The sequence below is a fragment of the Roseococcus thiosulfatophilus genome (genome assembly GCF_017311575.1).
GTDB classification, from domain to species: domain Bacteria; phylum Pseudomonadota; class Alphaproteobacteria; order Acetobacterales; family Acetobacteraceae; genus Roseococcus; species Roseococcus thiosulfatophilus.
Window position 1 is genome coordinate 1 of record NZ_JAFFQY010000061.1, and the last position, 22,837, is coordinate 22,837.

The 22,837-nt window shown below is 69.7% G+C and carries 22 protein-coding genes, 1 tRNA gene and 1 pseudogene; 6 read left to right on the plus strand and 18 right to left on the minus strand.

Going from position 1 to position 22,837, the window contains the following annotated elements; genetic code table 11:
• Positions 1 to 106 precede the first annotated feature (106 nt).
• The 6 genes and pseudogenes from JTN19_RS15785 (at position 107) to JTN19_RS15810 (ending at position 6,482) form a co-directional block, all read left to right on the plus strand.
• Positions 107 to 1,627, plus strand: coding sequence for an ABC transporter substrate-binding protein (locus tag JTN19_RS15785; protein ID WP_206934590.1), 1,521 nt, complete (start codon positions 107 to 109; stop codon positions 1,625 to 1,627).
• Between the two features lie 3 nt (positions 1,628 to 1,630).
• Positions 1,631 to 2,548 carry an ABC transporter permease subunit gene (locus tag JTN19_RS15790; protein ID WP_206934592.1) on the plus strand — a complete coding sequence of 306 codons (918 nt, stop codon included), beginning with the start codon at positions 1,631 to 1,633 and terminating at the stop codon, positions 2,546 to 2,548.
• Position 2,549: 1 nt separating this feature from the next.
• Positions 2,550 to 3,359 (plus strand): annotated as a pseudogene (locus JTN19_RS15795) (ABC transporter permease); the annotation flags it as partial.
• Between the two features lie 74 nt (positions 3,360 to 3,433).
• On the plus strand, positions 3,434 to 4,432 hold the full coding sequence (locus JTN19_RS15800; RefSeq protein WP_206934596.1) for an ABC transporter ATP-binding protein: 999 nt from the start codon (positions 3,434 to 3,436) through the stop codon (positions 4,430 to 4,432).
• Positions 4,429 to 5,418: an ABC transporter ATP-binding protein gene (locus JTN19_RS15805; RefSeq protein ID WP_206934598.1), complete on the plus strand. Its 990-nt coding sequence runs from the start codon at positions 4,429 to 4,431 to the stop codon at positions 5,416 to 5,418. The genes JTN19_RS15800 and JTN19_RS15805 overlap by 4 nt, the downstream gene beginning before the upstream one ends.
• Complete coding sequence (locus tag JTN19_RS15810; RefSeq protein ID WP_206934600.1) at positions 5,418 to 6,482, plus strand: mandelate racemase/muconate lactonizing enzyme family protein; 1,065 nt, start codon at positions 5,418 to 5,420, stop codon at positions 6,480 to 6,482. The genes JTN19_RS15805 and JTN19_RS15810 overlap by 1 nt, the downstream gene beginning before the upstream one ends.
• Before the next feature lie 12 nt (positions 6,483 to 6,494).
• Here the strand turns inward: JTN19_RS15810 and JTN19_RS15815 are convergent, their stop codons facing one another.
• From JTN19_RS15815 to thrS, 18 genes are all read right to left on the minus strand, one after another.
• On the minus strand, positions 6,495 to 7,754 hold the full coding sequence (locus JTN19_RS15815; protein ID WP_206934602.1) for an FkbM family methyltransferase: 1,260 nt from the start codon (positions 7,752 to 7,754) through the stop codon (positions 6,495 to 6,497).
• Positions 7,755 to 7,796: 42 nt separating this feature from the next.
• Positions 7,797 to 9,050 carry an aspartate aminotransferase family protein gene (locus JTN19_RS15820; RefSeq protein WP_206934603.1) on the minus strand — a complete coding sequence of 418 codons (1,254 nt, stop codon included), beginning with the start codon at positions 9,048 to 9,050 and terminating at the stop codon, positions 7,797 to 7,799.
• Positions 9,047 to 9,640: a peroxidase-related enzyme gene (locus JTN19_RS15825; protein ID WP_206934605.1), complete on the minus strand. Its 594-nt coding sequence runs from the start codon at positions 9,638 to 9,640 to the stop codon at positions 9,047 to 9,049. Before JTN19_RS15825 ends, JTN19_RS15820 begins: the two co-directional genes overlap by 4 nt.
• A complete protein-coding gene (locus JTN19_RS15830; RefSeq protein WP_206934607.1) occupies positions 9,640 to 10,065 on the minus strand; it encodes a carboxymuconolactone decarboxylase family protein in 426 nt (141 codons plus the stop codon). Before JTN19_RS15830 ends, JTN19_RS15825 begins: the two co-directional genes overlap by 1 nt.
• On the minus strand, positions 10,065 to 11,516 hold the full coding sequence (locus JTN19_RS15835) for an NAD(P)-binding domain-containing protein (protein ID WP_206934608.1): 1,452 nt from the start codon (positions 11,514 to 11,516) through the stop codon (positions 10,065 to 10,067). The genes JTN19_RS15830 and JTN19_RS15835 overlap by 1 nt, the downstream gene beginning before the upstream one ends.
• 163 nt (positions 11,517 to 11,679) lie before the next feature.
• A complete protein-coding gene (locus JTN19_RS15840; RefSeq protein ID WP_206934610.1) occupies positions 11,680 to 12,384 on the minus strand; it encodes a class I SAM-dependent methyltransferase in 705 nt (234 codons plus the stop codon).
• Positions 12,374 to 12,838 carry an Rrf2 family transcriptional regulator gene (locus JTN19_RS15845; RefSeq protein ID WP_206934611.1) on the minus strand — a complete coding sequence of 155 codons (465 nt, stop codon included), beginning with the start codon at positions 12,836 to 12,838 and terminating at the stop codon, positions 12,374 to 12,376. The genes JTN19_RS15840 and JTN19_RS15845 overlap by 11 nt, the downstream gene beginning before the upstream one ends.
• A 133-nt stretch (positions 12,839 to 12,971) precedes the next feature.
• Positions 12,972 to 13,047: transfer RNA gene (locus JTN19_RS15850), tRNA-Arg, on the minus strand.
• A gap of 92 nt (positions 13,048 to 13,139) precedes the next feature.
• Positions 13,140 to 14,252 carry a 3-isopropylmalate dehydrogenase gene (leuB, locus tag JTN19_RS15855; RefSeq protein WP_206934613.1) on the minus strand — a complete coding sequence of 371 codons (1,113 nt, stop codon included), beginning with the start codon at positions 14,250 to 14,252 and terminating at the stop codon, positions 13,140 to 13,142.
• An 82-nt stretch (positions 14,253 to 14,334) separates the two neighbouring features.
• Positions 14,335 to 14,946, minus strand: coding sequence for a 3-isopropylmalate dehydratase small subunit (gene leuD, locus JTN19_RS15860; RefSeq protein ID WP_206934615.1), 612 nt, complete (start codon positions 14,944 to 14,946; stop codon positions 14,335 to 14,337).
• A 3-nt stretch (positions 14,947 to 14,949) separates the two neighbouring features.
• Positions 14,950 to 16,380, minus strand: a complete 1,431-nt coding sequence (gene leuC / locus JTN19_RS15865; RefSeq protein ID WP_206934617.1) for a 3-isopropylmalate dehydratase large subunit — start codon at positions 16,378 to 16,380, stop codon at positions 14,950 to 14,952.
• A 68-nt stretch (positions 16,381 to 16,448) separates the two neighbouring features.
• Positions 16,449 to 16,844, minus strand: coding sequence for a 50S ribosomal protein L19 (rplS, locus tag JTN19_RS15870; protein ID WP_206934619.1), 396 nt, complete (start codon positions 16,842 to 16,844; stop codon positions 16,449 to 16,451).
• 23 nt (positions 16,845 to 16,867) lie between these two features.
• Positions 16,868 to 17,575 carry a tRNA (guanosine(37)-N1)-methyltransferase TrmD gene (gene trmD / locus JTN19_RS15875; RefSeq protein ID WP_206934621.1) on the minus strand — a complete coding sequence of 236 codons (708 nt, stop codon included), beginning with the start codon at positions 17,573 to 17,575 and terminating at the stop codon, positions 16,868 to 16,870.
• Positions 17,572 to 18,078: a ribosome maturation factor RimM gene (gene rimM / locus JTN19_RS15880; protein ID WP_206934623.1), complete on the minus strand. Its 507-nt coding sequence runs from the start codon at positions 18,076 to 18,078 to the stop codon at positions 17,572 to 17,574. The genes trmD and rimM overlap by 4 nt, the downstream gene beginning before the upstream one ends.
• A gap of 26 nt (positions 18,079 to 18,104) precedes the next feature.
• Entirely contained in the window at positions 18,105 to 18,440 is a 336-nt protein-coding gene (gene rpsP, locus JTN19_RS15885) for a 30S ribosomal protein S16 (RefSeq protein ID WP_191085681.1), read from the minus strand.
• 21 nt (positions 18,441 to 18,461) lie between these two features.
• Complete coding sequence (gene ffh / locus JTN19_RS15890) at positions 18,462 to 19,832, minus strand: signal recognition particle protein (RefSeq protein ID WP_206935007.1); 1,371 nt, start codon at positions 19,830 to 19,832, stop codon at positions 18,462 to 18,464.
• Positions 19,833 to 20,174: 342 nt separating this feature from the next.
• Positions 20,175 to 20,699 (minus strand): translation initiation factor IF-3, encoded by a 525-nt coding sequence (infC, locus tag JTN19_RS15895; protein ID WP_206934625.1) that lies wholly within the window; start codon positions 20,697 to 20,699, stop codon positions 20,175 to 20,177.
• A gap of 68 nt (positions 20,700 to 20,767) precedes the next feature.
• Complete coding sequence (gene thrS / locus JTN19_RS15900; protein ID WP_206934627.1) at positions 20,768 to 22,720, minus strand: threonine--tRNA ligase; 1,953 nt, start codon at positions 22,718 to 22,720, stop codon at positions 20,768 to 20,770.
• Positions 22,721 to 22,837: the final 117 nt, after the last annotated feature.

Consider the following 22,837-nt stretch of genomic DNA (forward strand, 5'->3'; position numbering starts at 1 on the left):
CGGCGATCGTGCGCGCGGAACTCGGCTGAGCACGGCACGCACCCGCCTTCGCGGTTGACCCTGCGGGCGAGGCCCTTATCGTCGAGAACAACAAGGAGGCACAAGCATGAGAAGGTATCTTCTGGGGGCCGTGGCCATGGCCGCCGCGGTGACGTTCGGCGCACCCGCCGTGCTGGCGCAGCCGGCGCAGAACACCATTCGCTGGTTCTCCGACACGGAGCCGGCGAACATGTCGCCCTACTTCAACTCGACGCGCGAGGGCGTGATCTTCGGCTTCCATGTCTGGGACGCGCCGCTCTACCGCAACCTCCGCACCGGCGAGTATGAGAACCACCTGGCGGAGTCGGTTCGCATCGTGGATGACACCACGATCGAGCTTCGCATCCGCCAGGGCATCGTCGCGCACAATGGCGACACGGTGGATGCGCGCGACGTGGTGGCCACCGTCGAGTTCGCCCTCGACCCCGCCAACCAGGTGACCAATGGCGGCCGCGCCCGCTGGCTCGCGGGCGCGGAGCTGGTGGACAACCACACGGTCCGCCTGCGCACCCCGGCCGCCTTCGGCCCCTGGCAGGAATACCTCACCACGCTGCTGATCATCCCGCGCGCCTCGCTCGCCACCGGGCGCGAGGGCATGGGCCGCAACCCGATCGGCACCGGTCCCTACCGCGTGACGGAACTCAGCGCCGGCCAGCGCATCGTGTTCGAGCGTTTCGACCGCTATTTCGGCGGCGCGAAGGGCCAGCCCGAGGTGGAGCGCCTGGTGTTCCGCCGCGTGCCCGAAGCGAACACCCGCGTGGCCGAGCTGCTGACCGGCGGCGTGGACTGGGTGTGGCGGGTCACACCCGACCAGGCGCGCAACCTGCAGCGCCGCCGCGGCGTGACCGTGGCCTCGGGCGGCACGGTGCGCTTCCACTATCTGCAGATGGACGCCGCCGGCCGCACCGGCGAGCAAGACAACCCGATGCGCGACATCCGGGTGCGCCAGGCCATCAACCACGCGATCGACCGCGCGGGCATCGTGCGGAACCTGGTGGGCGAAGGCTCCGACCCGCTGCACACCCCTTGCCATCCGGACCAGTTCGGCTGCGTGCAGGACGGCATCACGCGCTACGACTACAACCCCGAGCGCGCCCGCCAGCTGCTGGCCGAGGCGGGCTTCGCCAACGGCTTCACCGTGAACATCATGGGCTATCGCGAACGCCCCTGGGCCGAGGCCATCATCGGCAATCTGCGCGCCGTGGGCATCACCGCGAACCTGCAATGGCAGCAGTACGACGCCTACCAGCGCGCGACGCGCGAGGGGCAGGTGCGGCTGGCCTATGGGTCCTGGGGCTCGACCTCGCTCTTCGACGTGGCGAACTCCACCTCCTACTTCTTCCGCGGTTCCACCGACGACATGACGCGGGACCCGGAGGTGATCGCCCTGCTGGAGCGCGGCGACAACAACACCGACCCCGCCGCCCGGCTTGAGGCCTATACGGCCGCCATGCGCCGCATCACCGAGCAGGCCTACTGGGCCCCGTTGTGGACCTTCCCGCTGACCTACGCCTTCAATTCGCAGCTGGAATTCTCGCCGACGGCGGATGAGGTGCCGCGCTTCTACTCGGCCCGCTGGCGGCGCTGATCGGTGCTGCGTTTCACCCTACGCCGGCTGCTGCTGGCGCTGGTGGTCGGCATCGCCGTCTCCGCCATCGCCTTCATGCTGCTGCGCGTCTCCGGCGACCTGGCCATCGCCCTCGCCGGAGAGGATGCCAGCCCCGCGGAAGTCGAACGCATCCGCGAGCAATATGGCCTGAACCGCCCGATCATCGTGCAATACGCGGAATGGCTGTGGCGGGCGGTGCAGGGTGATCTCGGGCGTTCGCTCTTCTATCCGGAGAGCGTCGCCAACCTCATCATGTCGCGCCTGCCGGTGACGCTGACGCTGGCGGGGCTGGGCCTCGTCATCGCGCTGCTGATCTCGCTGCCGCTCGGCATCATCGCGGCCCTCAGACGCAACACCTGGGTGGACCGAGGCGCGCTGGGCATCGCGGTCGTCGGACAGGCCATGCCGAATTTCTGGTTCGGCCTGCTGATGATCTTCTTCTTCGGCCTCTCGCTCGGCTGGCTGCCGATCTCGGGGTCCGACACCTGGATGCACTTCGTCATGCCGGCCATCACGCTGGGCTGGTTCTCCGCCCCGGTGCTGATGCGCCTCACGCGCGGCGGCATGGTGGAGGTGATGACGTCGGACTACATCCGCACCGCGCGCGCCAAGGGGCTTCCCGGCCGCGTCGTGGTGCTGAAGCACGCGCTGCGGAACGCCATCATCCCGGTGGTGGCGCTGTGCTCCGTGCAGTTCGGGAACATGCTCTCGGGCTCGGTCATCATCGAGACAGTCTTCGCGTTGCAGGGCATCGGCTACCTCGCCTGGGAGGCGATTTCCCGCCGCGACTTCCCCGTGGTCCAGGGCATCCTGCTGCTGGTGGCGCTGTTCTACGTGATCCTGACGCTGCTGGCGGACATCCTGAACGCCTGGCTCGATCCGCGCATCCGCAGGGGCTGACATGAGCGACATCACCGCACCCACCGGCCCGAAGCTTCGCAAGAAGCGCGGCCGCATCCTGGGCAATTCCGGGCTGATCGTGGCCGCCACCGTGCTCGGCCTGATCACACTCATGGCGATCTTCGCGCCCTTCATCGCGCCGCACGACCCCTACGCGCAGACCCTGGACGACCGGCTGATCCCGCCCGCCTTCATCGATGCCGAGATGGCGGACCCACGCTACCTCCTGGGCACGGACAATCTCGGGCGCGACTACCTCTCGCGGTTGATCTATGGCGCGCGCATCTCCCTGCTCATCGGCCTGCTGACCATGCTGGTCTCGGGCGTCATCGGCACGGTGCTGGGGGTCGCGGCGGGGTATTTCGGCGGGCGGGTGGACACGGTGGTGTCCTTCCTCATCACCACGCGGCTCTCGCTGCCGGTGGTGATGGTGGCGCTGGCCGTCGTGGCCGTGGCGGGCGGCTCGTTGCAGGTGGTGGTCCTCGTGCTCGGGCTGCTGCTGTGGGACCGCTTCGCGGTGGTGATGCGAAGTGCCACCATGCAGCTGCGCAACCTCGAATACGTGGCGGCCGCGCAGTCGGTGGGCTGTTCCACGCCACGCATCCTGGTGGGTGAGATCCTGCCCAACCTGATCCCGGCGCTGGTGGTGGTGGCCAGCTACGAGATGGCGCAGGCCATCCTGCTGGAGGCGGCGCTGTCCTTCCTCGGCCTCGGCGTGCAGCCGCCCCTGCCCTCCTGGGGGCTGATGGTGGCGGAGGCGAAGGAGGTCATGCTCTTCGACCCCTGGGTCATCCTGCTGCCGGGCCTTGCCATCTGCGTGCTGGTGCTGGCCATCAACATGCTGGGCGACGGCATCCGTGACGTCACGGCGCCGGAGGGCCGCTCATGACCACGCCCGTCCTCGATGTGAAGCAGCTCGCCGTCCAGATCCCCGTGGCGGATGGCATCCTGCACGCGGTGCGTGACGTGACGCTGACCGTGGCGCGCGGCGAGACGCTCTGCGTGGTGGGGGAGAGCGGCTGCGGCAAGTCGCTCACCTCGCTCGCCGTCATGGGGCTGCTGCCCAGCTCGGCACGGCGCACCGCGGCCCATATGCGCTTTGCCGGCGAAGACCTGCTGGACATGACGCCGCGGCGCCTGCGCGAATTGCGCGGCAACCGCATGGCCATGATCTTCCAGGAGCCGATGACCAGCCTGAACCCGGCCTGGACCATCGGCGACCAGCTGACCGAGCCCTTCCTGCGCCACGGCAAGGGCAACCGCCGGGAAGCCACCGACCGCGCCGTCTTCCTACTGGAGCGCGTGGGCATCGCCGCCGCCGGGCGCCGCCTCGTGCAATATCCGCATGAACTCTCGGGCGGGCTGCGCCAGCGCGTGATGATCGCGATGGCGCTGATGTGCGGCCCCGACCTGATCCTGGCCGATGAGCCCACCACCGCGCTCGACGTCACCATCCAGGCGGAAATCCTGCATCTTCTGGCCGAGCTCCAGCAGGAGTTCGGGATGGGCCTGCTGCTGGTGACGCACGACCTCGGCATCGTGGCGCGCGTCGCCCACCGCGTCGCCGTCATGTATGCGGGCGAGGTGGTGGAAAGCGGGCCCACGGTCACCGTCTTCGACGAGCCCCGCCACCCCTACACGCGCGGGCTGATTGACTGCATCCCCATCCCCGCGCGCAGCAGGCCGGGCGTGCCGCTCGGCACCATTCCGGGCCTGGTGCCGAGCCTGGTGGGCGGCATCGAGGGCTGCGCCTTCCGCGAGCGCTGCGCCTTCGCGACCGAACCCTGCGCCCGCCCCGTGCCGGTGGTCACCGGCGCGGAGGACCATGCCTGGCGCTGCATCCTGCCCGCCGCGGTGCCCTCCCTGCTGGAGAACCCGGCATGAGCGACCAACAGCCCATCCTCGAACTGCGGAACGTGGTGAAGCGCTATTCCGTGGGGCGTGGCATGTTCGCGCCCAAGCGGCCGCTGATGGCGGTGGGTGGCGTCTCGCTCTCCGTCCCGCGCGGCCAAGTGCTGGGCCTGGTGGGCGAGAGCGGCTGCGGCAAGAGCACGCTGGCCAAGATGGTGCTGGGCCTCGAAACCCCCACCGAGGGCGAGGTGCTGATTGACGGCCGCCCCATCGCGCAGCTCGGCCGCCTGGAACGGGCGCGGCTGGTGCAGCCGGTCTTCCAGGACCCCTATTCCTCGCTGAACCCGCGCAAGACCATCGCCTCCATCGTCGGCCTGCCGCTGGCGGTGCATGGCGAGGGAAGTGCGGCCGAACGCGAGACGCGCGTCGCGGAGATGCTGGCCCTGGTGGGCCTCTCCCCCCGCCATGCCGCGGCCTATCCCTCGCAGCTCTCGGGCGGGCAGCGGCAGCGCGTCGCCATCGCGCGCGCGCTGATCCTGAAGCCGCAGCTTCTCATCTGCGACGAACCTACCTCCGCGCTCGACGTGTCGGTGCAGGCGCAGATCCTGAACCTGCTGATGGACCTGCAGTCGCGGCTGGGGCTGACCAGCCTCTTCATCAGCCACAACCTGGCCGTCGTGCAGATGCTCGCGACCCGCGTGGCGGTCATGTATCTGGGCCGCGTGGTGGAGGAAGGCCCGACCGCCGAGGTCATGGTCCGGGCCCAGCACCCCTACAGCCGCGGCCTCCTGGCCTCGGTGCTGACGCCCGACCCGCGGCTTGGCCTGCCGGACACCCGGCTGGGCAGCGTGTTCCCGGACCCGCTGGCGCCGCCGCCCGGCTGCGCCTTCCACCCGCGCTGCCCGCTGGTCTTCGACCGTTGCAAGGTGGAGGCGCCGCGGCTGCGGAACCACCAGGGCGCATCACGCGCAGCCTGCCACGCCGCCGAACGAGATGCCGCCGCGATGATCCCGGCCTGATGCGGATTGGCGCCGTCACCGCCGAGATTCGGTACCTCGCCAAGCTCGGCACCGCCGCGCGCGGTTATGCGGCGCTGGATGCGCCCGCCTTCGTGCTTTGCCGCGTGGAGGGCGAGGACGGGCTGGTGGGCCAGGGCGTCACGGGCCGCTTCCTGGCGCCGCAAGTGGCAGAACTGCTCAACACCGGCATCGCCGAGGCGCTGGCCGGGCAGGATGCCCGGCGCATCGAGGCGGTGGGGCCCATGCTCGCCGCGCGCTTCAACCCGCGCGGCCTGGGCACGGTGCTGACGGCCGCCATCTCCGCCCTCGACATGGCGCTGTGGGACCTGCGCGCCCGCGCGCTGGGCGAGCCGCTGTGGCGGCTGCTGGGCGGCGCGCGCACGGAGGTGCCCTGCTACGCGACGGTGGGCCTGCCCGGCTACAGCGAGGAACAGCTGGTGCAGGTGTGCCGCGACGCCATCGCGGGCGGCTATGTCGGCGTGAAGATGCTGGTGGCCGCCGGCGGGCGGTCGGTTGCGGAGGACGCGGCGCGGGTGCGCGCCGTGCGGGCGGCCATCGGCCCCGATGCGCGCCTCATCCTGGACGCCAATTGCGGGATGCATCTGGCGGATGCGAAGCGCCTCGCCCGCATGGTCGAGGAATGCGACATCGCCTGGTTCGAGGAACCGCTGCGCGACAATGACATCGAGGGGCTGGTGGCGCTGCGCCGAAGCGTGCGCGTGCCGCTGGGGGCCGGGCAGATGATGCACTCGCTGGCGTGGTTTCGTGAGGCGCTTTCGCGCGGGGCGCTGGACTGGGTGCAGCCCAACGCGGCCTTCTGCGGCGGCATCACCGGGTTGCAGCGCGTGCTGGCGCTGGCCGAGGCGCATGGCGTGCCCGTGGCCCATGCGGGCGGCTGGGACATCGCCAATGCAGCCGCGCTGGCGGGGCATGGCGCGGGCGGGTGGCTGGAGATGCACGGCGCCCAGGCCTCGTTGCGCGCCATGCTGGCGGAGGATCTGGTGGCCGAGGGCGGCGTCATGCGCCTGCCCGAACGCCCGGGGATTGGCTTCGCCTTCCGCTGAGCGGAGGCGGGCCTACTTCCAGCGCTTCAGCCAGCCAAGGTCGTGGCAGAGCACGATGTCGCCCATGCCGCCGCGCTTCGTGGTGGTGACGTAGAGGAACCACATCAGCAGCTCCGCATCCTTCAGCGGCGCGGGATTGCCGTCATCGCCGAAGGCCACGATGTGCGGGAAGGCGGCGGCCCAGTTCTCCAGCACGCGGCGCGGATTGGCGCCGGCCATGGCCATGATGGTCCAGAGGTTGAACTCGATGTGCACCAGGGTGCGGTAGCGCGCCAGCAGGTCTCCGGCGCCGGCCAGCACCGCGTCCTCGCCGCCCTCCACATCCACCTTCAGCACGTCCAGCCGCTCGCAGCCATGGTCCGCCAGCAGCCGGTCGAGCCGCTGCACCGGCACGCGCAGGACCGAGCGCCCGGCGCCGGCGGCGGCGCCCTCGCCACCGAGCAGATGGCCCGTCGCGGAGTTGCGGGCATCCGCCATGAACTCAGCGACGCCGTCGCGCGCGCCCACCGCCATCTCCTCCACCCGGGCGCGGGGCAGGCCGTTCGCGGCGAGGTTGTGGCGCAGATGCTCCGCGTTGACGGCATTGGGTTCGACCGCCAGCAGCACCGCGTGGCCGGGTGCGGCCTGCGCCATGGCCAGCGAGGCAAGGCCGATATTGGCCCCCACATCCATCAGCACCGCGCCCTGCCCGCCCCCGGCCAGATGGGCCCGGGTGACACGCAGCAAGGAGGTGACGGAGCTTTCCACCACCCCATGCCGCAAGGCGCGCCAATAGGCATCTTCCTCCTGGCCGCGAATCCGCAGGGGGCGCCCGTCCAGCATCACCTCCGCCTCACCGGAGGGTGGGCGGGGCAGGGGCTCGGCCACGACCGGGGCAGGCATCTCCCGCCCGTCGCGCACCGCCACATAGGCGGGACTTTCAAGGAAGGCCTCGCGCAAGGCCGCGCCGGTCGAGCAGAGCACGAGGGTGGCCTCGACCTCCTCCTCCGGCGGCAGCACCCCATGCAGCAGCAATCCGGCGGCGCGAACGGCCTCGGCCTCAAGAGGCCTGTCGGGCCAGCTGCCCAGCAGCGGACGGTTCGTGGCCGCCACCTCCGCCGCCTCGCCCGAGCGCGCCAGGTGCCTCAGCACGGCCTGGGGGTCGCGCAGGGAGGCCCAGTTGGCGATGACCTTGTCGTTCTCCGGATCGCGGCCGAGCACCAGCCGGTAGGCCCAGCGCACGGCGGCCACCATGTCGGTCTGCGCCACGGGGGTCTGGCTGGCGGCGTTCATGCAACCCGTATCCCTGGCGCGGCGGGACTGGTCAAGCGCGCGTCACAGCGCGCCCAGCGCCTCGTCGAAGAGCGAGAGGGTGCGGTCCACATCGGCATCGGTATGCGCGGTGGAGAGGTAGTACTTGCTGTCGCCCTTCATGATGCCGCCCGCGCGCAGATGGCGGTTCACCGCGGCCTGCACGGCGCCGTCGGCGCGCAGCGTGTCGCGGTGGCCGCGGATTTCGCCGGTGGCATAGACCACGTCGAACAGCACCGGCTCGCCCACCACCTGGCCTGGAATGCCGCGGCGGCGCAGCGCCTCGGTCAGCCCCGCCATCATGCGGCGCCCGCGCGCGAAGACGTCGTCATAGGCGCCGGGGCGGCGCAGCACGGAGAGGGTGGCAAGCCCCGCCACCGCCGCCACCGGATTGCCGGAGAGGGTGCCCACCTGCATGAGGAACCGCTCCTCGCCCACCTTCGCGCGGTCGAAATGCGCCATGATGTCGGCGCGGCCGCAGAGGGCCGCCAGCGGGAAGCCGCCGCCGATGATCTTGCCCAGCGTGCAGAGATCGGGCGTCACGCCGTAATAGCCCTGCGCGCCGCTGTAGCCGAAGCGGAAGCCGCAGACGACCTCGTCGAAGATCAGCGGGATGCCGAGGCGCGCGGTGACGTCGCGGATGGCCTGGAGGAAGCCCGGCACGGGCGGGATGAGGCGCTGGAAGGGCTCCAGGATCACGCCCGCCAGTTCGTCCTGGTGCGCCTCGATCAAGGCCACGGCCGCATCGGCGTCGTTGAAGGGCGCGACCAGCACCTCGTCCTGGACTCGGGCGGGAATGCCGGCGCTGTCCGGGACGGGGTGGGGAAAGTTGGAGGGACGCTTCGGCGCCAGCGACATCAGCGCGTGGTCGCTCATGCCGTGGTAGCCGCCCTCGAACTTCAGGATCTTTTCCCGGCCCCGGAAGGCGCGGACGACGCGCATCGCGTACATGTCGGCCTCGGTGCCCGAGGCCAGGAAGCGCACCTGCTCGGCGCAGGGCATGGCGTCCACGATGGCCGCGGCGAGTTCGATGCCGGCCGGGTTGTTGGCGAAGAAGGTGGTGCCGCGGGGGATCTGCTCCAGCACCGCCGCCGTCACCTCGGGGTGCGCGTGGCCGATGAACATGGGGCCGGAGCCCAGCAGGTAGTCAATGTATTCGCGGCCCTCGCTGTCCCAGACATGCCCGCCCTCGCCGCGCACCAGCGCGATGTCGGAGGCCATGTTCCCGAAATGCCCGCCGGGCAGGACGCGGTGGGCCAGCTGGACCAGCTCGTTCATGGGGCGGCGTCCTTTGGCATCACGGCCTCGCCCAGGGTCTGCATGAGGCGGTTGGCATTGGCGAACATCGCGACCGACATGGCAATGTCCAGGATCTGCGCGTCCTCCAGCCCCTGTTCGCGCAGCCGGGCCACATCGGCGTCGGTGGCGGCGGAGGGGGTGGCGGCCAGCTTCACCGCGAAATCCACGATGGCGCGGGGGCGGGCCTCCATGGGCGTGTCCACGCCATCTTCCATCAGCCGGGCCATCAGCGCCGGATCGCCCTTCATCTGCACATAGCGCAGCGCATGGACGGAGGCGCAGTAGGGGCAGCCGTTCAGGCGCGATTCGGCGGTCGCGGCCAGTTCGCGCTCGGCGCGCGAGGCGCCGCGCGGCCCGTACATGATGGTGTTGAACAGCTTGGAGCGCTGGCGCAGCACCTCAGCCTCCTGCACCAGCAGCAGGTAGTAGGGGTTTTCCTTGGCCTTGGGGTGGCTTTCCTCCAGCACCTTGATCTCGTCGGGCGTCGCCTTGGCGAGGTCGAGGACGGGCACCCAGGAGGCCCAGTCCAGGCTTTGCATGGGGAAGCCGAAATCATGGGTGGACGGCATCAGGCGCGCTCCAGCAGGCGGAAGGTGGCCAGCATCCGGGCCATGAAGTTCATGTGCGCCACGAGCTGCGACAGCATCACCACGTCGCGCGGCGCGAGGCCCGCCTCGGCCAGCGCCTGCACGGCGGCGGGCGTGGCCCGGTCGGGGCGCTTCGTCAGCATCTCGGCATGGGCGAGCAGCGCGGGCAGGCGGGGCGAGGCCGCGGCGCGGGCGGCGTGGTGCGCGGCCAAGGCGGGCTCGTTGTTCCACTCGGCGACGGCCTGGGCGATGGCGTGGCGCTCGGCGGCCGAAAGCCCGCTCTCGCCTTCGAAGATCGCGGCCTCGCTGCCGGCCACGGCGGCACGCACATCGGGGCGCAGGGCGCGGAGCCCGTCGAGGCGGCTGCCGGGCTGGATGCCGGCGAGTTCGTCCAGCAGGTCACGCATCACTTGGGTTCCATTCCTCGCGGCACATAGAAGGGTGTGCTTTCCAGTTCGGGTTCGTCAAATGCCTGGAGCGCCTCGCGGATCGTGGGCCATTCCGCCTGCATCAGCGCGCGCAAGATGGCCTGGGCCACCCGCTCACCCGCCACCATGACGCCCGGAATGTCGCTGGAGATGGCGCCCAGCGACGCGATGGCGCCATGGTTCATCAGATGGATGCGGCCCAGTTCCGCGGGCGCGCCCTCGCCGCGCGGCAGCAATTCGAAGCCCGGGCCGAGGAAGGGGAAGGCCGCGAGGTCCGGCCGCGCCTCGGCACCCGCGACCACGTCGCCGAAGCGCCGCGCGTGCGGGGCGAAGCGGGCGAGTTCAGGCACATGGTCCAGATCCACGCGATAGCCCGTGGCGACCACCAGGTAGTCATGCGCCACCTCGCGCGGGGTCTCGCCGCCCAGCGACAGCACGACCTGGTCACCCTCGCGCCGCGCGCCCAGCGTGGGCGCGCCGAAGACGATGGAGAAACCCTTCAGCCGCAGCGCGCGATGCACCGTCTCGTGCGGCGGCGGGGAGCGCACGTCGAGCATGTAGCCCATCAGCTCCCAGCGCTGCTCGGGCGTCAGCGCGTCCCAGCCGTGGAAATAGTGCGGGCCGGTGCTGCCGCGGCCCTTGTTGATCTGCGGCAGCGACTTCGCGCGCACATAGAGCGTGGCGGAGGCCGCGCCGCGTTCCAGCGCCGTCGCCGCATTGTCCCAGGCCGAGGCGCCGGCGCCGATCACGCCCAGCGACTTGCCCACCAGCGGCGCGAAGTCCAGCGGCTCGCAGGCCTGGATGGCGAGGTCGGGCACCAGGGAGAGCGGCACGAAGGAGGGCCAGACCAGCCCGCCCGCGCCCGCGCGGCCAGTCGCCAGCACGACATGCCGCGCCAGCAGCGTCTGCGGCCCCGCGGGTGTCTCGACGGCCACCCGCAGCAGCCCGTCCTCCGGCGCCACATCGGACACGCGCACGCCATGGCGCACGGGCAGTTCCAGCACACGCTGCAGCCAGGAGAGGTAGTCCTGCCACATGGCGTTGGGGATCTTGTAGAGCGCCTCCCACGCCTCCGGCCCGAAGCGGTCCTCGTGCCAGGCGCGGAAGGTGAGCGAGGGAATGCCCAGGCAAGGACCCGGCAGCGTCTTGGGTGAGCGCAGCGTGTCCATGCGCGCCGTCGTCATCCAGGGGCCCTCGCGCCCCGGCTCCCGCGCCTCCAGCACCGCGATGTTGCGGATGCCGCGATGGGTCAGTGCGCCCGCGGCGGCGATGCCGTTCATGCCCGCACCCACCACCACCACGTCCAGCACGGCCTCGCCTTGGCGGGCGCGCGGCGGCACCCAGTTGCGGGGGGGCAGGTTCAGGAATTCGAGGTCCCGGCGAACCCGTGCCTCCAGCGCCCCTTCGGCCAGGCGTGTGGTCTGGTTCATGCGGCGTCCTCGGGCCAGGGGCGGAATTGCTGCATCGCGGCACTCTGTCACCGCCCCCCTGCCCTGTCCATGCGACGGGGTACGGTCAGGGTGGGGACCAGCGTCTCAGGGGCGTGGCGGAGACGACCGCCCGCCATCACGGCGGCGTAGGATTGTCACGCGGTCAGGCATAGGAAATCCAGCCACGCCAGGTGAACGCCGCATAGAAGAGGGCGATGTCAGAGAAGCCAGCATCGCGCAGGATGGCTTCGTCCTGCCCGGGGCTCAGCATCGGCAGATGCGCGTCAACCGAATTGCTCATCTTCTTGACTTGCTCGGGGTCAGTCCCCGATGCGAGAGCGAAAGCGGCATATCGGGACAGCCAGAGGCGGCGCGCGCTTCCGTCCTGCGGAAAACTGATGTGCGCCACCACGAAGGGCGCGCCGGGCTTGAGACGCCGGCGAAGCTCACGCAGCGTTCGCACGCGTTCCCCGGCTTCCAGGAAATGCAGGGTCAGGAGACAGGTGGCTGCGTCGAACGGCCCCTCGGGCGCATTCTCGATATAGCCTTCGCAGAAGGTGACGCGTGACGCGTCCGGACCGAGCACGCGCCGCGCCTCGTCCAGCATGGCGGCCGCCGGATCCACGCCCACGAAGGTCCAGCCGGGATGCGCCTGCGCCATGGCCCGCAGCTCGAGACCGCCGCCCGCGCCGAGCACCAGCACACGCGCATCCGCGGCGGCCCGCTCCGCGACCAGGATCGCCATCATGCGGTGGAGGTCGGCCATGCCCGGCACGAAGCGCGATACCCCGTCGCCATATAGCCTTGCGTGGTCAGGCGCGTTGAAGGAAGCCAGCAGCGCCTGCTTCGTGATGTTGTCATGCGCCATGAACCGTCTCCAGATCGCAGGATTGCGGGTGCGCGGCCAACCGGGCGCGGAGGTCGGCGCGGAGCTGAGCCAGCGTCACCGACGCGAACCGCGCCAGCAGCATCGCCTCGGCCTCCTCGAAGGCGCGCCCCAAGGCGTCGTTGACCGCCTGCTCCACCAGGCAGCCGGGTGCTTCGGTCCGATTCCCGATAGCCAGAAGCACAGGCTCTCCCAGTGCCTCGTGAACGTCGCGCAAGGTGAGCTGCGAGAGATCGCAGGCAAGGGTCCAGCCGCCCCCGTGCCCCTTCTCCGACCGGACATAACCGCGCTCACGCAAGCCGGCCATGATGCGGCGAATCACCACCGGATTGGTTTGCATGGCCTTTGCCAGCACTTCGGATGTCGTGGGGCCGTCCTGCTCGGCCATGTGCAGGAGCACATGCAGCAGGCCCGAAAGTCGACTGTCGCGCCTCATGTAATATGATATATTATATGACTTCGCAAAAGGCAACGCACCGCCGCAACGGGGCGATAAAGCGTTCGGCGGCGTTTCGCAGGGATGATCAAGACACGGCCATCGGCACGGGATGGCCTGAAGCGGTGTGAAATGGCGCGCCCGGGAAGATTCGAACTCCCAACCCTCAGATCCGTAGTCTGATGCTCTATCCATTGAGCTACGGGCGCTGGCCGTGACGGGGGAGTTACCGTCCCTCGTGCGGAAGTGCAAGCCCCGGGCCCCGCGCTTTCTGCGCATCAGGCCCGGGTTTCGCGCTGTTTCAGTTGGCGAGCTTCTCCAGCTCGCGCACCACGCTCTCGCCCATCACGCTGGTGCTGACGCGGGCCATACCGGGCTGCATGATGTCGGCCGTACGCAGGCCGCCGCCCAGCACCTTTTCCACCGCCGTCTCGATCAGCTTCGCGTCCTCCTCCATGCCGAAGGAGATTCGCAGCAGCATGGCAAAGGAAAGGATCTGCGCGGAAGGATTCGCGACCCCCTTCCCCGCGATGTCCGGCGCCGAGCCATGGATGGGTTCATACAGCGCATGCCGCTTGCCCGAGGGCTGCACCGCCCCCAGCGTCGCCGAGGGCAGCATGCCGAGCGAACCCGTCAGCGCCGCCGCCAGATCCGACAGCACATCGCCGAACAGGTTCGAACCCAGGATCACGTCGAACTGCTTGGGGCGCGAGCAGAGCTGCATGGCCGCGTTGTCGGCATACATGTGTTCGAGCTGCACGTCCGGATATTCAGCCTTGTGCACCTCGCTCACCACGGCGCGCCAGAGGCGGCCCGACTGCATGACGTTGGCCTTCTCGGTGCTGGTCACCTTGTTGCGGCGCTGGCGGGCCAGGTCGAAGGCCACGCGGGCCACCCGGGCGATCTCGTCCTCGGAATAGACCTCGGTATCAATGCCCACGCGCTTGCCGGCGCTGTCGGTGTGGATGCCGCGCGGCTCGCCGAAATAGATGCCGCCCGTGCTCTCGCGCACGATCATGATGTCGAGGCCGCGCACCACATCGGGCTTGAGGCTGGAGGCATCCACCAAGGGGTCCAGCACCACGGCGGGGCGGAGGTTGGCGAAGAGACCCAGCTCCTTGCGCAGCCGCAGGATGCCGAGTTCCGGCCGCTGCTCGAAGGGCAGGCCATCCCATTTCGGGCCGCCCACGCTGCCGAAGAGCACGGCATCCGCCTCGCGCGCGGCTTCGAGGGTGGCATCCGGGCAGGGCTGGCCGGTGGCGTCAATCGCGGCGCCGCCGACCAGGCCCTCATCAATGCTGAAGCGGGCGGCGCGGCGGTGCTCCATCCAGTCGATGACGCGGCGGACCTCGCGCATCACCTCGGGGCCGATGCCGTCACCAGGCAGGACGAGAAGCTTCTTGTTCGCGGACATTTCTTTCTCCACCGCCCTGCATCAGCCGCCACACCAACCCTGACGCCGGGCGGTGGGGGCCGAGGCCCGGGCGGGCTTCAGGTTAGGCGTAGAGCCAGGGCTGGGCCGCCCGCTGGCGGGCCTCGAAATCATCGATGGCGGGCTTGTGCTGCATGGTCTGGCCGATGTCGTCGAGGCCGTTCAGCAGCAGGTGCTTGCGGAAGGGGTCCACCTCGAAGGGGATTTCCTCGCCGCTCGGGCGCACCACCACCTGGCGCTCCAAATCCACTGTGATGCGGGCGTTGCCGCCCAGCTTGGCGTCCTCCATCAGCGCCGCGCAGATTTCGCGCGGCAGCTTCACGGGCAGGATGCCGTTCTTGAAGCTGTTGTTGTGGAAGATGTCCGCGAAGTCGGGCGCGATCACGCAGCGGATTCCGAAGTCGAGCAGCGCCCAGGGCGCGTGTTCGCGCGAAGAACCGCAGCCGAAATTCTCGAAGGCGATGAGGATTTCGGCGTGCCGGTAAGGGGCCTGGTTCAGCACGAAGTCGGGGTTCTCGTTCCCCTTCTCGTCATAGCGGAAATTGGCGAAGAGGCTCTTGCCCAGCCCCGTGCGCGCGATGGTCTTGAGGAAGCGCGCGGGGATGATCTGGTCCGTGTCCACATTGGCCTTGGGCAGCGGTGCCGCCACCCCGGTCAGCGTCGTGAAGGGCTTCATGGCTCAGTGGCTCCCCTGCGGCTGGTAGTCGCGCACATCGGCCAGATGGCCGGCCAAAGCGGCGGCGGTGGCCATGGCGGGCGAGAGCAGGTGCGTGCGCCCGCCCGGCCCCTGCCGCCCCTCGAAATTGCGGTTGGAGGTGGAGGCGCAGCGCTGCCCCGGCGTCAGCTTGTCCGGGTTCATGCCGAGGCACATCGAGCACCCGGCCTCGCGCCATTCGAAACCGGCCTCGGTCAGGATGCGGTCCAGCCCCTCCGCCTCGGCCTGCTGCTTGATAAGGCCGGAGCCCGGCACCACCATGGCGCGCACGCCGTCCGCCACCTTGCGGCCCTTGGCGATGGCGGCGGCGACGCGGATGTCCTCGATGCGGCTGTTGGTGCAGCTGCCGATAAAGACCACGTCCACCTTGAGGTCCGTCAGCTTCTGGCCGGGCGTCAGACCCATGTACTGGATCATGCGCTCAAGCTGGGCGCGGCGCGTCTCATTGGGCGCCTCGGCGGGGTTGGGGACGGTGGCGGTGATGGGCGCCACATCCTCGGGGCTGGTGCCCCAGGAGACCATGGGCGCAATCTCGGCCGCGTCGAGGAACACTTCCTTGTCGAACACCGCGCCGGGGTCGGACGGCAGGGTGGACCACCAGGCGACGGCGCGGTCGAAGGCCTCGCCCTTGGGCGCGTGGGGGCGGCCCTTCACATAGTCGAAGGTCGTCTGATCGGGGGCCACCATGCCGGCGCGGGCCCCGGCCTCGATGGACATGTTGCAGACGGTCATGCGGCCGGCCATGTCGAGGGCGCGGATGGCCTCGCCGGCGAATTCGATGACATGCCCCGTGCCGCCCGCGGTGCCGATCTTGCCGATGATGGCGAGCACGATGTCCTTGGCGGTGCAGCCGAGCGGCAGCTTGCCGTCCACCGTCACCCGCATGTTCTTGGCCGGCTTCTGCAGCAGCGTCTGCGTGGCCAGCACATGCTCCACCTCGCTGGTGCCGATGCCGAAGGCCAGCGCGCCCATCGCGCCATGGGTGGAGGTGTGGCTGTCCCCGCACACGATCGTCATGCCCGGGAGCGAGAGCCCCTGCTCCGGCCCGATGACATGCACGATGCCCTGCCGCGCATCGAGCAGCGGGATATAGGGCACGCCGAACTCGACGACGTTCTTCTCCAGCGTCTCGACCTGCACGCGGCTCTCGGGGTCGGTGATGCCGGTGCGGCGGCTGCTGTCGGTCGCGATGTTGTGGTCCACCACGGCGATGGTGGCATCCGGCCGGCGCACGGGGCGGCCGGCGACGCGCAGCCCTTCGAAGGCCTGGGGGCTGGTCACTTCATGGACGAGGTGGCGGTCGATGTAGAGAAGCGCCGTGCCATCGGGCAGCGTCTCGACGACGTGGTGCGCCCAGATCTTGTCGAAGAGTGTGCGGGGCCTGTTCTCGGCCATGGTGCTTCCCCCGGAAGTGATCGTCACAGTCAAAAAAGGCCGCGCCTTGCGGCGCGGCCTTGGAAGGCTCAGCCCTCGGTGGCCGGCGTGTCCTTGGCGCCGCGCAGCCCCAGCTTCTCGGCGATGCGGGCCGACTTGCCCGTGCGGCCGCGCAGGTAATAGAGCTTCGCGCGCCGCACCTTGCCGCGCCGCACCACCGTGATCTCGGCGATGGCGGGCGAATGCAGCGGGAACACGCGCTCCACACCCTCGCCATAGGAGAGCTTGCGCACGGTGAAGTTGCTGTGCAGGCCGCGGTTGGAGCGCGCGATCACCACGCCCTCATAGGCCTGGGTGCGGACGCGCTCGCCCTCCACCACCTTCACCATCACGCGCACCGTGTCACCGGCGTCGAATTCCGGCACGGGGCGGGCGGCGACGAGCTTGGCCTTCTGCTCGGCGTCGAACTGCTGCAACAGGTTCATCGGTCAGTCCTTTCTCAATTCATCTAGGCCGCGGCGGCGCCGGCGGCAATGCGGTTCCACAGATCAGGCCGCCGCTCACGCGTCGCGGCCTCGGCTTGTTCGCGGCGCCAGCGGGCCACCTCGGCGTGGTGGCCGGAGAGCAGCACGGGCGGCACGGCGCGGCCCTGCCATTCGGCGGGCCGGGTGTAGTGCGGGTATTCCAGCAGGCCGGCGGAGTGGCTTTCCTCCAGCGCGCTCTCGGCGCCGCCCATCACGCCGGGCAGCAGCCGCACGCAGGCATCGAGCAAGGTCAGCGCGGCCATCTCACCCCCGCTCAGCACATAGTCGCCGAGCGAGATCTCGCGCATGGCGCGCGCCTCGATCACGCGCTGGTCCACGCCCTCATAGCGGCCGCAGAGCAGCACCACGCCAGGCCCCGCCGCGATCTCCCGCACCAGCGCCTGGTCGAGCAGGCGCCCGCGCGGGGTGAGGTAGATGAGCGGGCGCGCGTCCCCCTCCGGCATGGCGGCCGCGATGGCCGCGTCCACCACATCGGGCCGCATCACCATCCCTGCCCCGCCGCCGAAGGGCGTATCGTCCACCGTGCGGTGGCGGTCACGCGCCTGGGCGCGGATGTCCTGGGCGTCGAGCCGCCAGATCCCCTCGCGCAGGGCACGCCCGGCGAGGGAAATGCCGAGCGGGCCCGGGAACATCTCGGGGAAGAGGGTGAGCGCCGTCGCGTGGAAGCTCATGCCGCGTCCTCCGCACCGCCCGCCACGCTTTCGGCGGGCGGGACGATGACGAGGCGCCGCGCCGCCACATCCACCACCGGCACCGCGGCGCGGGTGAAGGGGATGAGGCGCTCGGGCGGGCCGGAGAGCACCAGGAAGGCGCCACCGCCGTGGTCCTCGACCGCGCGCACCTCGCCCAGGCTGTCGCCCGCCTCGGTGACAGCGGCCATGCCCTGGAGGTCGGCGAGGTAGAACTCCTCCTCCTCCGGCGGCGGCAGCGCCTCGCGGGGAACGTAGAGCTTCGTGCCCGTCAGGCGCGCGGCGGCGTCGCGGTCGGTGATGCCTTCCACGCGGGCGAGATCGGCGGCGACCAGCGTCAGCACGAGGGTGCGGCCGGCCTCATCCACCAGCGGGCCATAGGCGGTGAGCCCCTCGGGCGCCGCGGCGAAGCTGCGGACGCGCACCAGGCCCCGCACGCCGTGCGGCCGCCCGATTTCGCCCAGCAGGATCATTCCCGCGCCCATGGTGCCGCCCTATGCGCCCCCGTGCCTCAGCCGCGCGCGGCCGCGGCGGCGCGTTCCTGCGCCTTCTTCTTCGGCGCGGACTGGATGGGCTGCTCCTTGTAGACGGGCATGGGGATGATGCCGGCCTTGCCCAGGAACTTCGCCACGCGCTCGGTCGGCAGGGCGCCCTTGCCCACCCATTCGGCGATCTTCTCGTTCTGCAGCCGCACGCGGTCGGCGTGCTCGGCCGGCAGCATGGGGTTGTAGCTGCCCAGCTTCTCGATGAAGCGGCCGTCGCGCGGGCTGCGGCTGTCGGCCACCACGATGTGGTAGTAGGGGCGCTTCTTGGCGCCGGCGCGGGCGAGGCGGATCTTCAGGCCCATGAACTCACTTCTCCTGTCGGTCTAGAATGGACGCTTGCCTTGGGGCATGAGCGCGGCGAGCCCGCCGCGCATCAAGCCCTTCTGGCCCATCTTGTTCATGCGCTTCATCATGTCGCGCATGTCCTCGAATTGCTTGAGCAGCCGGTTCACCTCCTGCACGGAGGAACCCGAACCGGCCGCGATGCGCCGCTTGCGCGACGCCTTGATGAGGTCGGGGGCGCGGCGTTCCTTCACCGTCATGGACGAGATGATGGCCGCCTGCTTCTTCAAAATCGTCTGGTCGAGATTGGCGCCCTCAAGCTGCGACTTCAGCTTGCCGATGCCCGGCAGCATGCCGAGCATGCCCGAGAGGGAGCCCATCTTGTTGATCTGCTTGAGCTGGGAGGCGTAGTCCTCCAGCGTGAACTGGCCCTTCTGCATCCGGGCCGCGAGCTTCTCCGCCTCGGCCTGGTCAATGGTCTCGGCCGCGCGCTCCACGAGCGAGACGATGTCGCCCATGCCCAGGATGCGGCCGGCGATGCGGTCGGGGTGGAAATCTTCGAGCGCGTCCAGCTTCTCGCCGGCACCCAGCAGCTTGATGGGGGCACCCGTGACGGCGCGCATGGAGAGTGCGGCGCCACCGCGCGCATCGCCATCCACGCGCGTCATGACGATGCCGGTGACGCCCACCTTCTCGTTGAAGGCCCGGGCGGTGTTCACCGCGTCCTGGCCGGTCATGGCGTCCACGACCAGCAGCGTCTCGTGCGGCTTCACGGCGGCCTTCACGGCCGCCACCTCGTCCATCAGCGCCTCGTCAATGGCGAGGCGGCCTGCGGTGTCGAGGATGACCACGTCATAGAGTTCGCCGCGGGCCGTCTCCATGGCCCGCTGCGCGATCTGCAGTGGGGTCTGGCCGGCGATGATGGGCAGCGAGGTGACTTCGGCCTGGCGCGCCAGCGTCTCGAGCTGGAGCTGCGCGGCGGGGCGGTGCACGTCCAGGCTGGCCAGCAGCACCTTCTTGCGCTCCCGGCCACGCAGGCGCAGCGCGATCTTGCCGGAGGTGGTCGTCTTGCCCGAGCCCTGCAGGCCCACCATCAGGATGGGCACCGGGGCGGCGGCCGCGAGGTCAATGCCCTTGGCGCTGTCCTTCCCGCCCAGCGCGTCCACCAGCGCGTCATGGACGATCTTGACCACCATCTGGCCGGGCTGGATGGAGCGGATCACCTCCTGCCCCACCGCGCGCTCACGCACCTTGGCGGTGATGTCCTTCACGACCGGAAGCGCGACATCGGCCTCCAGCAAGGCCACGCGCACCTCGCGCAGGGCGTCGTTCACATCGGCTTCGGACAGGGCGCCACGGCCGCGCAGGCGGTCGAAAACGCCCTGGAGCTTGGAACCCAACGCCTCGAACAAGGTGAACACGCCTCCAAACGAAAATGCGCCGCTGCGCGAATCTCGCGGAGCGACGGTGATCCCGCATGGGGCGGGACCGGGGTTGGCCTTAGGCCGGAGAGTGGCGAATAGGCGCCGGGGCCAGCAGAGTCAATGGCGGGGAGCGGAACCGGCCAGCCAGGCCTGATGATGAGCGACCCAAGGAGGCGATCAGGGCCGCCCTGCAAGGATCCGGCCGCAAGGCGGCCGGCGCGCCCAAACCAACCTCGTAGCCCGCGCGCCAGCGGCGGCGCGCAAGCCAAGCGCGCGGAGCGCGCGCCCGGCGTTTGAGCGCGGCAAAAACACCAAATAACGGCTTCGCCGTTATTTGGGCGCCAGCACCATGATCATCTGGCGGTTTTCCAGGCGGGGCATGGATTCCACCTTCACGATCTCGGCCAACTCGGTCCGAATCCGCTCCAGCAGCTTCACGCCCAGTTCCTGGTGCGCCATCTCGCGTCCGCGGAACCGCAGCGTGACCTTCACCTTGTCACCCTCGCCAATGAAGCCTTTCGCCTGCTTCATCTTCACGTCGTAGTCATGGTCATCAATGTTCGGGCGAACCTTGATTTCCTTGATCTCGACGACCTTCTGCTTCTTCCGGGCCTCATTGGCCTTCTTCTGCTGTTCGTACTTGAACTTGCCGTAGTCGGTGATCTTGCAGACGGGCGGAACCGCGTTGGGGCTGATCTCCAGCAGGTCCAGGCCAGACTGGTAGGCGCGATACAGCGCGTCGCGGATGCTCAGCACCCCGATCATCTCGCCGTTTTCGTCGATCAGGCGCACCTGCGGGACGCGGATTTCTTCATTGACGCGGGGGCCTTCGCGCGAGGGCGGCGAAGGCGGCATGGGGCCACGGGCTATGGTCTGCTCCTGTGTCTGTTGCGAGGCAATTGGGCAATCTTATGGGGCGGCGTTCATTCCGCTGCAACGGGGGTGCTTGACAAATCGGGCGCCATGCCCTCGCGGCGCAGCAGGGCCACCGCCTCCGCGAGCGGCAAGACCTCCTGCTCGCGGCCTGGCAGGCGGCGGAGAACCAGCTTGCCCTCCTCCGCCTCGCGCCTTCCGACCACGGCCAGCACCGGCACGCGCTGTTCGATATGGTCCACGACCTTGCGGTTGATCTTCTCGTTCCGCAGGTCGGTCTCCACGCGCAGCCCGGCCGCGCGCAGGGCGGCGGCGGCCTGTTCGGCGAAGGGCGTGGCGTCGTCCACGATGGTCGCCACCACCACCTGCACGGGCGCCAGCCAGAGCGGGAAGCGGCCGGCATGCTGCTCGATCAGGATGCCCAGGAAGCGCTCGAAACTGCCCAGGATGGCGCGGTGCAGCATCACGGGGCGCTTGCGCGTACCGTCCTCGGCCACATAGGTCGCGTCCAGCCGCTCGGGCAGCACGAAATCCACCTGGAGCGTGCCGCATTGCCAGTCGCGGCCGATGGCGTCGCGCAGCACGAATTCCAGCTTGGGGCCATAGAAGGCGCCCTCGCCCGGGTTCAGCTCGTATTCCACGCCGGCGGTGACACAGGCTTCCTTCAAGGCGCCCTCGGCACGGTCCCAGACGGCGTCCTCGCCGGCGCGCACCTCGGGCCGGTCGCTGAACTTCACGCGGAAATCGGTGAAGCCCAGGTCACGGTAGATGGCGGAAAGCAGGTCCACGAAGCGCACTGTCTCCGAGGCGATCTGGTGCTCCTCGCAGAAGATATGCGCATCATCCTGGGTGAAGGCCCGCACCCGCATGATGCCGTGCAGCGCGCCCGAGGGCTCGAAGCGGTGGCAGGCGCCGAACTCCGCCATCCGCATCGGCAGGTCGCGGTAGGAACGGATGCCCTGGTTGAAGATCTGCACATGGCATGGGCAATTCATGGGCTTCAGCGCATAGGTGCGGTCGGCCTCGTCCTTGTCCTCGACCTTGGCGAGGAACATGGCGTGGCGGAACTTTTCCCAGTGGCCTGAGGCCTCCCACAGGCGGCGGTCCACCAGCTGGGGGGTCTTCACCTCCTCGTAGTCGGCCGCGTCCAGGCGGCGGCGCATGTAGTCCTCGACGGTGCGGTAGAGCTTCCAGCCCTTGGGGTGCCAGAAGACGCTGCCCGTCGCCTCCTCCTGGAGGTGGAAGAGATGCATCTCGCGGCCGATCTTGCGGTGGTCGCGCTTCTCCGCCTCCTCCAGCATGGTGAGGTAGGCGTCGAGTTCCTTCTGGTCGCGCCAGGCGGTGCCGTAGATGCGGGACAGCACCGGGTTTTCAGGCTTGCCGCGCCAATAGGCGCCAGCGACCTTCATCAGCTTGAAGGCGGGGCCGACATCGCCCGTGGTCCGCATGTGCGGCCCGCGACAGAGATCGGTCCACTCGCCCTGGCTGTAGAGGGTGATCACCTGGTCCGCCGGCAGGTCGCGGATCAGCTCCACCTTGAAGCGCTCGCCTTTCTTCACGAAGACGTCCACGGCCTCGGCGCGGGTGACCACGCGCCGCTCGAAGCGGGCGCCGCGCGCGATGATCTCGCGCATCTTGGCCTCGATGGCGGGGAAATCCTCGGGGGTGAAGGGCTCGTTGCGGTGGAAGTCGTAGTAGAAGCCGTTCTCGATCGAGGGGCCGATCGTCACCTGGGTGCCGGGGAACAGTTCCTGCACGGCTTCCGCCAGCACATGGGCGCAGTCGTGGCGGATCATCTCCAGCGCCTCGGGGTCGCGGCGGGTGATGAAGCGCAGCTTCGCGTCGGCGGCGATCTCGGCGGAGAGGTCCATCAGCCGCCCATCCACCTCCATCGCGAGCGCGGCCTTGGCCAGGCCCGGCCCGATGCTGGCGGCCACCGTCGTGCCCGTCACCGCGCCGTCGAAGGGGCGGGTGGAACCGTCGGGCAGGGTGATCACGGGCATCGGGGACTCACGATAGAACAGGGGTTGCGCGAAGGGGCGGGACCATGGGCACCCCCCGCCCCGCGGTCAAGGGCGGCCATTCGCGGCCGGCGCTTGCGGCGCCCCCCGCCCGCGCGC

Bases quoted from the DNA above. Each gene is read 5' to 3' on its own strand.
- JTN19_RS15785 (WP_206934590.1), top strand. From the start codon at position 107: ATGAGAAGGTATCTTCTGGGGGCCGTGGCCATGGCCGCCGCGGTGACG.
- JTN19_RS15800 (WP_206934596.1), top strand. From the start codon at position 3,434: ATGACCACGCCCGTCCTCGATGTGAAGCAGCTCGCCGTCCAGATCCCC.
- JTN19_RS15805 (WP_206934598.1), top strand. From the start codon at position 4,429: ATGAGCGACCAACAGCCCATCCTCGAACTGCGGAACGTGGTGAAGCGC.
- JTN19_RS15810 (WP_206934600.1), top strand. From the start codon at position 5,418: ATGCGGATTGGCGCCGTCACCGCCGAGATTCGGTACCTCGCCAAGCTC.
- JTN19_RS15815 (WP_206934602.1), bottom strand. From the start codon at position 7,754: ATGAACGCCGCCAGCCAGACCCCCGTGGCGCAGACCGACATGGTGGCC.
- JTN19_RS15820 (WP_206934603.1), bottom strand. From the start codon at position 9,050: ATGAACGAGCTGGTCCAGCTGGCCCACCGCGTCCTGCCCGGCGGGCAT.
- JTN19_RS15825 (WP_206934605.1), bottom strand. From the start codon at position 9,640: ATGCCGTCCACCCATGATTTCGGCTTCCCCATGCAAAGCCTGGACTGG.
- JTN19_RS15830 (WP_206934607.1), bottom strand. From the start codon at position 10,065: ATGCGTGACCTGCTGGACGAACTCGCCGGCATCCAGCCCGGCAGCCGC.
- JTN19_RS15835 (WP_206934608.1), bottom strand. From the start codon at position 11,516: ATGAACCAGACCACACGCCTGGCCGAAGGGGCGCTGGAGGCACGGGTT.
- JTN19_RS15840 (WP_206934610.1), bottom strand. From the start codon at position 12,384: ATGGCGCATGACAACATCACGAAGCAGGCGCTGCTGGCTTCCTTCAAC.
- JTN19_RS15845 (WP_206934611.1), bottom strand. From the start codon at position 12,838: ATGAGGCGCGACAGTCGACTTTCGGGCCTGCTGCATGTGCTCCTGCAC.
- leuB (WP_206934613.1), bottom strand. From the start codon at position 14,252: ATGTCCGCGAACAAGAAGCTTCTCGTCCTGCCTGGTGACGGCATCGGC.
- leuD (WP_206934615.1), bottom strand. From the start codon at position 14,946: ATGAAGCCCTTCACGACGCTGACCGGGGTGGCGGCACCGCTGCCCAAG.
- leuC (WP_206934617.1), bottom strand. From the start codon at position 16,380: ATGGCCGAGAACAGGCCCCGCACACTCTTCGACAAGATCTGGGCGCAC.
- rplS (WP_206934619.1), bottom strand. From the start codon at position 16,844: ATGAACCTGTTGCAGCAGTTCGACGCCGAGCAGAAGGCCAAGCTCGTC.
- trmD (WP_206934621.1), bottom strand. From the start codon at position 17,575: ATGAGCTTCCACGCGACGGCGCTCACCCTCTTCCCCGAGATGTTCCCG.
- rimM (WP_206934623.1), bottom strand. From the start codon at position 18,078: ATGGGCGCGGGAATGATCCTGCTGGGCGAAATCGGGCGGCCGCACGGC.
- rpsP (WP_191085681.1), bottom strand. From the start codon at position 18,440: ATGGGCCTGAAGATCCGCCTCGCCCGCGCCGGCGCCAAGAAGCGCCCC.
- infC (WP_206934625.1), bottom strand. From the start codon at position 20,699: ATGCCGCCTTCGCCGCCCTCGCGCGAAGGCCCCCGCGTCAATGAAGAA.
- thrS (WP_206934627.1), bottom strand. From the start codon at position 22,720: ATGCCCGTGATCACCCTGCCCGACGGTTCCACCCGCCCCTTCGACGGC.